The sequence below is a fragment of the Myxococcus sp. AB056 genome (assembly GCF_006547365.1).
Taxonomy (GTDB): domain Bacteria; phylum Myxococcota; class Myxococcia; order Myxococcales; family Myxococcaceae; genus Myxococcus; species Myxococcus virescens.
Genome location: NZ_VHLB01000163.1, coordinates 1 through 7,798 on the forward strand (window position 1 = coordinate 1; position 7,798 = coordinate 7,798).

Genomic DNA, 7,798 nt, shown 5'->3' on the forward strand with positions numbered 1-7,798 from the left:
CGCGAAGCGAACATCCGCGGCGAGCGAATCGAAGAAGTTCATGGCGGGCGTCGGGAGTGGAGATCCTGCCGGATTCGACTGCAATCGACGGACCCGAAACCGGCCCGGACGGCCCAGAAACCCTCCCCCATCCCGGCGGACACGCCCGAAGCAAGGCTGGAGCAGCGCATCCGGGACGTGGAGGCCGCGGCCCAGGGGGCCGATGCAGGCACGTCCCTGGCGGAGGCCATCACCGCGCTGGTGCTGGAGGCCACGAAGGACCAGGAGTCGGAGGCCCCTGAGTCCTCCGCCAAGGAGCGCACCGACGCCACGGCGGGTGCCCCACACACCGCCGAGGACACCCAGGCACCTGCTCACGAAAAGAGCATCTGGACGGTGAAGGGCCTCTCCGTGTGGGGCCTGGCCTTCTGGGCGGCGCTGTTCGCCGCGCTGCAGTTGGCGCAGTGGGTGGTCATCGCCCTGTCGCGGGACTACCACGACGCCATCTCCCGCAAGGCCAGCCTGCTCACGGGCCTGGAGCCAGAGGACGAAGAGTTCCCGCCGCGCGTGCGCCTCAACATGGCGTGGCTGCGCAAGAAGGTGAAGCGACGCTGGCGGGCCTTCCTGCTGCTCATGGTGGGCGTGCCGGCGCTGGTGCTGATCACCCTCCCGTTCATGTGCGCCTCCCGCTTCGTCTTCACCGCCGTGTTCACCGCCTGGGGCGCGTGGTGGTGGGTGGTCTTCACCGCCGCCAAGAGCGCGCGGGCCTGGGAGCCAACCGCGGGGCCCACGCGGCCGCCCTGGTTCCTGCGGATGTGGACGGTGCTCACCACCCGCGTGCCAGGCTTTCGGTGGGGCTCGCTTCAGCGGTACGGCGCTTCCTGGGGACGGCGCACGGAGGAGGTCTTCGCGCCCATCTCCAGCACGGAGCGCCACCCCTGGGTGTTCGCCGGGCTGGCGGTGGTCCGATTCCTGGGCTCATTTCCTCCGATGAAGTTCTTCGTCCGGCCGCTCATCCCCGTCGCCTCCGCGCACCTGCTGGAGGAGGACGTGGCCGCGGCAAGGAAGGCGCTCGCCGCCGGTGCGAACGCCTCGCCGCCCGAAGCCGAAGTGCCCCGCCCCGCCGACGTGTGGTGACGGGAGGGACGTCCCCGCGCCGCTCGGCTCAGGAGTCGTCGCGCGAGCGGTCGTCGTTTCCATCCGGCGCCGGCCCATCTGGCAGCGGCGGCGCCAGTGGGCCCAGCGGCGCCGTCATCTCCAGCCGCTCGCCCGTCTCGCGCGAGTCCGGCAGGTCGATGAGCGCCTGGAGCTGCAGGCTCACCGCGCGGAAGAAGCCCGTCAGCAGCTCCGGCCGGTCCGCGAGCAAATCCAAGAAGTCACGCCGGTCGATGATGAGCACCCGCGTATCCACCGCGGCCACCATGTCCGTGGGACGCGGTGCGCCGTCGAGCAGGCTCACCTCGCCGAAGGCCTGTTTGCCCTGGAAGCGCAGCACGTGCTCGCCGTCGTGGAAGGCATCCACGGCGCCGTCGACGATGACGTAGAGCGCGTCGCCCGGATCGCCCTGGGCGTAGATGCGCTCTCCCGCGCGGAACGCCGCCTCGCGGGCCACGGCGGCGATGGCGGCGATGTCGTCCACGTCGCACTGGGAGAAGACACTCACCCCTTCCAGCGCGAACATCCGCTGGACTGTCCTGTCGCTCATGTCACCTTCCTGTGGGAGCACGTGCAGCCCGTTCACCCACGCCACATGGCGGGCACACGCGCGCAGCACGCCGTCTTCGCTCTGGACCAGCGCCGCCAGCCGACGCCACAACCGGCCGGGCGCGCCGGGTGGAAGCTCGCGGTGGTGCGCCTCCACCTGCTCCATCACCAGCTCCCGGTCCTCTTCGTCGACCAGGTTCTCCAACAGCTCCAGCGCCAGCGCGCGACGGCGCAGGTCGGGCCCCACCAGGTTGTAGTGGATGCCGCGCATCACGTGCGACGGATGGAGCAGCCCCAGGAGGAAGAAGGACAATTCCAACGCCTGGTCCATCCGGTCGCCCACCGCGCGCGTGAGCAGCGAGCCATCCCCCAGCGCCGCGCGCAGGTCGCGGAAGGCGCCCACCAGGTTGCGGTAGACCTCCCGCCGCCGCCCCAGGGCCTCGCGCACGCGCTCCACGTCCACGGGATGTTCGGGGTGCTCGTCGCGCAGGCGCGACATCTGCGCGCCAATCCGGAAGTGCAGGGACGCGTCGTCGCGCACGTTGGAGAACAGCAGCGCGTCCAGCGCCGCCGGTGTTCCGATGCCGCGCAGCACGCGGGGCAGTTGCAGCCGCATCGCCAGCGGCGCCATGTGCTTGTTGAGCTGCTCCTCCACCAGCGGCGTCACCTCGTCACCCAACGCCACCAGCGCCTCGCGCGCCGCCTTGCGTTCCTCCCGCCAGGTGAGGAACGGCAGCAGCCGAGGCGCCAGCTCCACGTAGCCGCCCTTGCCCACCGCGACCAGGGCCACGTGCCGCACGGAGCCGTCCGCGTCCTCCAGATAGCGCGCCAGCGGCTCCGCGAAGCGTGAGTTCTGGATGCGCCCCAGCAGGCGCGCCACCTCGCGGCGCTCGGGCACCGGTGCGCCCTCGCCGCGCGACAACATCGCCCGCAGCGCGTCCAGCGCCACGGCGCTCCCCGTCGACTTCACCAGCGCGCCAATGGCCGCGCAGCGCAGGCCCACATCCGGGTGGTTCAGCAGCGCGGGCAGCAGGCGCTCCGCCCGCTCCGGTGACAACCGCGCCAGGGCCCACACGGCCTGGTCCCGAGGCCGACGTGGCCCTTCCTCCACCAACCGCTCCAGCACCGGCGCCAGTTCGTGCGCCTCCAGCTCCAGGGCCAGGGAGACGCCGCGCTCCAGCACGCGCTCGTGCGGGTGACGCAGCAGCGCGGGCAGGTGCGGACGCAGCGGCACCTCCGCCTGCTCCATCATCGCCACCGCGCGCAGCACCCGCTCCGGAGAAGGGGCCGCCAGGGCCTCGGCCAGCAGCCGCTGCTCCTCTTCGCCCTCCAGCGCCACGTCCTCTTCTTCGGGCGCGCCCACCTGCTCGCCCAGCGCGGCCACGTATGCGGGCTTCAGCCGCACCAGCAGCAGGCCCAGCGCCGCGCACATGCCCACCACCGCCACCGCCATGGTGACGCCGTTGGCCGCGCGTCCCGCGCCGATGAGCAACAGACCGGCCAGCACGACGCCGCCCTTGCGCAGCAGCCCATCCACCGTGGCGCGCAGGCCCTCTCGCTGGTCGTCCGGCACCGCGGTGTAGAGCAACTGGATGCCTACCGGGAGGATGGAGTAGCTCACCGCCGTCTCCACCAGTCGCAGCAAGTGCACCGGCCACAAGCTGGGGGTGACGAGCGCCGCGCCCGCCAGCGGCGCCAGGACCAGCGGCACCATCGCCACGTAGCGCAAGAGCCCCAGCCGCTTCAGCAGGCGCTGCGCCACCAGCAGCTGGAAGGCCACGCAGAACAGGCCAATCCAGAGCTGGAGTGAACCGAAGAGCGCCGTCAGCGCGTCCTCGCTCAGCGTGCCTTCCAGGCGCAGCCGGAAGAGGTAGTCCACGAACGACGACAGCACCGCGAACGCGATGCCCAGCGCCGCCAGCACCTGGGCGTAGGGGCTCTCCGCCAGATAGCGCAGCCCCAGGAAGGACGCGGGGCGGCCGCGCGGCGGCGTGGGCGGCAGGCCCTTGTACAGGTGATGGAAGATGGCGCCCGCGGCCAGCAGGCCCACGGCGCCGCTCACCACGATGCCCGGCGTGCCCAGCTTCACCGCCAGGCCCTGCACCAGCAGACCTCCGGCGATGCCTCCGCCCATGGCGAAGCCGTTGAGCGCGGTGAAGGCCCGGCGCGCCTCACGCGCGTCGAAGGCGGCCGCCATGCGGCCCCAGAAGCGGAAGGACACGAACGTGGAGAAGGTGTCCGCGAAGAGGTACAGCGCCAGTGCGGGCATGCGCTGCCCCGCGGACAGGGCCCCCGCCAGCACCAGCGCCACCACGCCGCCCATGCCCGTGAGCAGGCCCGGGGACTCGAAGGGCGAGCCCGGCTTGGAGCGCGGCAGCACCGTCATGGCCGCCGTCATCAACGCGCCCAGCAGGTACAGGTACGGCAGCGCCTGGGACTCGAAGCGCGACAGCACCAGGGCGTTGGAAGCCGTCTTCAGCTGCGTCACCCCTGCGATGAGCGCGAACTGAAAGGCTGCCGCCGGCCAAAGGCGGCGGTTCCATGATGAGGAGTCGGAGGGGAGCACGGTGCGAGTGCGTGGCAGACTACCCCACGCCCTCTCGCCTCAAGAATAGCGCTGTCGTGCGAGGTGCCGCCCGCCTGCCCTCCGGACAGCGGGCAAGTCACTTCGGACACCTTCACCCGACTTCCGCCGCCCTCACTGAAATCGTTGGAGCCGCGATGAATGTGTCTCGGGCCGCCCGCACGTGCGCCGCCGCGGCTAGACTGTGTCGGTGACGACCGCCACCGACACCCTGCTGGACGGCACCCACACGGTGCTCACCCCCGAGTACGTGGAGTTCCGCTTCACGCTCGCGGGCCTGTACTCGCGCTTCCTGGCGTGGCTGCTGGACGCCGTCATCGTCACACTGCTCACCGGCACCATCCTGATGTCGCTCAGCCTGGTGATGTTCGCCTTCCCGGGCTTCGCCAGCGCGCTGTCCATCGTCATCTACTTCCTGGTGGACTGGGGCTACGCGATAACGCTGGAGACGGTGTGGAGCGGACGCACCGTGGGCAAGCGGGTGATGTCGCTGCGGGTCATCCAGGAGAGCGGCGTGCGCATCGGCTTCTACCACGCGGCGCTGCGCAACCTGGCGCGTCCGGTGGACCGGCTGCCCCTGTTCTACCTGGTGGGAGGGCTCACCGCGCTCGTGTCCGGCTCCCAGCAGCGGCTGGGGGACATGCTGGCGGGAACGCTGGTGGTGCGCGAGCGGCGCCTGAAGGTGCCCTCCGCCCTGGGCATGCCCGGCGACGAGGGGCTGCTGGCGGATCCGCTCTTCGTGTCGCGCGTGAAGCGCCTGTCCAGCGAGGAGCGAGAGGTGGTGCTGACTGCGGCCCTGCGCCGTGAGGAACTGCGCATGGAGGCGCGGCTCCGCCTGTTCGCGGCGCTGGGAGCAAGGCTGCAGGACGCGCTGGCCATGGAGAAGCCGCCCCACCTCTCCGACGAGAAGTGGGCGTTGCTGGTGGCCGCGGCCCTGCTACCGCCGAAGGGACAGCCTAGAAGTACGCCGCAGCGCCGGCAGACAGCGTGAGCGTGCGCTGCGTCTTCTCGTTGAGCGCGATGTAGAAGTTGTACTGCGCGCGCGCGCCCACGCTCACCGAGTCCGACAGGAAGAAGTCGACGCCGACGTTGGGGCCAATGCCCACGAAGTTGCTGACGCTGTTCTTGAAGACGATGAGGTAGCTCAGGTCCGAGCCCACATAGGGGCGGATGGCCTCCTCCATCAGCAGGTACCGGATGCCGATGGACGGCGCCAGGCCCACCACGCGCTTCTCGTTGCGGTCCGTGGTGTCGCGTGGGAACGCAATCTTCGACAGGGAGACCACCTCGAAGCCGTTCTCGATGTAGAGGCTGGCGTCGACGCCCACGAAGAACGCGTCATCCAGGCCGTTCGTCCGGTTGAAGTCCATGTAGCCCAGTGACAGGCCCAGGCTGCGGTTGGCGAACTGGGCATGCGCGGGGCTGGCCGACAGCAAGGCCAGGGTGAAGCCGAGGGTGCAGAGCAGGGTACGCATGGGCCGCCACTCTACCGGCGTAACCCTCGGAAAACAGCCTGGATTCATGCCACTCCGGGCGTTGCCTGGGCGCGGGCGCTCTCCTACACTCGCCCCGCCATGCGTGTCCGCCGACTTGTTGCTGCGCTGTCCCTGGTCTCCGCCCTGCCCTTCGTCGCCTGCGTCCGGACCCCACCGCCTCACGAGCGGGCGCTCATCAACAACGAGCTGTGCGCGCAAGAGATGGCCAAGGGCGACCTGGCCCGCGCGGAGACGTTCTGCGACCTGGGCCTGGAATTCTCCCCCCAGTACGCGGACCTCTGGTCCAACAAGGGCATCATCGCCATGTCCTCGGGCCGGAAGGACGACGCGAAGAAGCACTTCATCAAGGCCCTGCGCTACAACCAGGAGCACCTCCAGGCGTACCAGAACCTCGGCGCCATCTACATGGAGGAAGGCGCGTACGGAAAGGCGCACGACAACTTCCGGCGGGCCCTCAAGGTGAACCCGGACAACCTGGAGTCGCGCTACAACCTGGCACTCACCCTGATGAAGATGGGGAAGATGGACGAGTCCAAGAAGGAGCTGCGCACGATCCTGGCCGTCAATCCCGGCATCTCCGACGTGCACCACCTCCTGGGTATCATCTCCTACTCGGAGGGTGAATACGACGCGGCCGGCGAGCACCTCGCCCGGGCCACGCAGCTGGTCCAGGATTCACCCCTGCTGTGGCACGACCTGGGCACCGCGTTGATGGAGTTGGGCCGCTTCCAGGAAGCGCGCGAGTCCTTCGCCAACTGCGCCCAGCTGGACCCCAGCAACAGCAGCTGCATCAACAACCTGTCCCTGGCCCAGCGCAAGACGGCGCTCACCGACGCGGCCTTCAAGGAGATCAAGGACACGCAGCAGGCGGAGAACTCCGCGCCCGCGCTCTACATGCTCGCGCGTCAGTACCGCGAGAAGGGCCTGCTGGCGGAGGAAGAGGCCACCTACCGTAAGTGCGTCAAGCTGGATGCGAAGTACGCCGCCTGCCACTACGGCCTCTACGAGCTCTTCTTCGAAGCCCACAAGCGCGAGCACGCGCAGATCGCCTGCAAGAACTTCCTGAAGTACGGGACGTCTGAGGAATTCCCCACGGAGTACCAGACGTGTGAGAGATTCCTGAGCGACGCGACGTTCTGATGTCCCGCCTTCCCGACTCCCCTCCTTCTCGATGAGCGTTCGTCTCACCGTCACGCAGCGCAGCGAGGCCGGCGCTGCCCAGAGCACCGAGTTCGTCCTCGACGACGCGGTCATCACCCTGGGCCGCGACAAGGCTTGCCAGGTCGTGCTCGCTCAGCAGGCGGTGTCGCGCAACCATGCGCGCATCTGCCAGGACGGGCCGCTCTTCTTCGTGGAGGACCTGGGCAGCTCCTACGGCACGCAGATCAACGGCAAGCCCGTGCCCAAGGGCGAGAAGCGGCTGCTGCGCAACGGCGACGTCATCGCCATCGCCACGTTCGACGTCCGCTTCGAGCGGGTGATGGACCTGAACCCCGAAGCGGGCGGGGAGAAGACGTCCTTCATCGCCCGGGGCATGGTGAAGGACGCCATGCGCGGCCTGGCCGGCGGCGGCGAGGAGCGCTACCTGCGCTTCATGAACGGCCCCCGCGAAGGCGAGCGCATCGAGCTGGGGGACGCGAAGGAAGTCATCCTGGGCCGCGACGAGAAGGACGCGGACATCATCCTCAAGGATGACCTGGTCTCCCGGAAGCACGCCAAGGTGCGCCGCGACTGGTCCGGTACCCACGTGGAGGACCTGGGCAGCCGCAACGGCATCAAGGTGAACAAGAAGCGGGTCAACCGCCGGCAGCTCAAGGACGGGGACGAACTGGAAGTGGGTGCCACCCGCTTCCTTTACGTGGACCCCACCGAGCCGGCCGAGGAGCCCGTTCAGCTCGCCCCCGAGGTCAAGGCTCCCGGCTCGCCGTGCATAGCTTTCTCTCCGTGGCACTTCACTCATCCACGGGAGGCGGCATGGCAGGCGAAGAGCGGCAGACGGGGACCCGGGACGAGCAGTACAACCTCATCAGCGTCC

5 protein-coding genes and 1 pseudogene are annotated in these 7,798 nt (G+C 69.5%); 4 read left to right on the plus strand and 2 right to left on the minus strand.

Features of this window, described 5'->3' with window-relative positions:
• Positions 1–1,116 (plus strand): annotated as a pseudogene (locus tag FMP39_RS36340) (hypothetical protein); the annotation flags it as partial.
• A 28-nt stretch (positions 1,117–1,144) separates the two neighbouring features.
• Here FMP39_RS36340 and FMP39_RS36345 read toward each other — a convergent pair.
• Positions 1,145–4,249 carry a cyclic nucleotide-binding domain-containing protein gene (locus FMP39_RS36345; protein WP_141594532.1) on the minus strand — a complete coding sequence of 1,035 codons (3,105 nt, stop codon included), beginning with the start codon at positions 4,247–4,249 and terminating at the stop codon, positions 1,145–1,147.
• Between the two features lie 202 nt (positions 4,250–4,451).
• Between FMP39_RS36345 and FMP39_RS36350 the strand changes: the two genes are divergently transcribed.
• Positions 4,452–5,258, plus strand: a complete 807-nt coding sequence (locus FMP39_RS36350; protein WP_141594533.1) for an RDD family protein — start codon at positions 4,452–4,454, stop codon at positions 5,256–5,258.
• On the opposite strand, the gene FMP39_RS36355 is transcribed toward FMP39_RS36350, so the two are convergent.
• Positions 5,224–5,742, minus strand: a complete 519-nt coding sequence (locus FMP39_RS36355) for an outer membrane beta-barrel protein (protein ID WP_194858716.1) — start codon at positions 5,740–5,742, stop codon at positions 5,224–5,226. The genes FMP39_RS36350 and FMP39_RS36355 overlap by 35 nt on opposite strands.
• Positions 5,743–5,841: 99 nt before the next feature.
• On the opposite strand from FMP39_RS36355, the gene FMP39_RS36360 reads away from it, so the two are divergent.
• Positions 5,842–6,903, plus strand: coding sequence for a lipopolysaccharide assembly protein LapB (locus FMP39_RS36360; protein WP_228558635.1), 1,062 nt, complete (start codon positions 5,842–5,844; stop codon positions 6,901–6,903).
• Positions 6,904–6,934: 31 nt separating this feature from the next.
• A partial coding sequence (locus FMP39_RS36365; RefSeq protein ID WP_228558636.1) for an FHA domain-containing protein occupies positions 6,935–7,798 on the plus strand: 864 nt, incomplete at its 3' end.

Coding starts and splice junctions, on each gene's coding strand:
- FMP39_RS36355 (WP_194858716.1), bottom strand. CDS start 5,742: ATGCGTACCCTGCTCTGCACCCTCGGCTTCACCCTGGCCTTGCTGTCG.
- FMP39_RS36360 (WP_228558635.1), top strand. CDS start 5,842: ATGCGTGTCCGCCGACTTGTTGCTGCGCTGTCCCTGGTCTCCGCCCTG.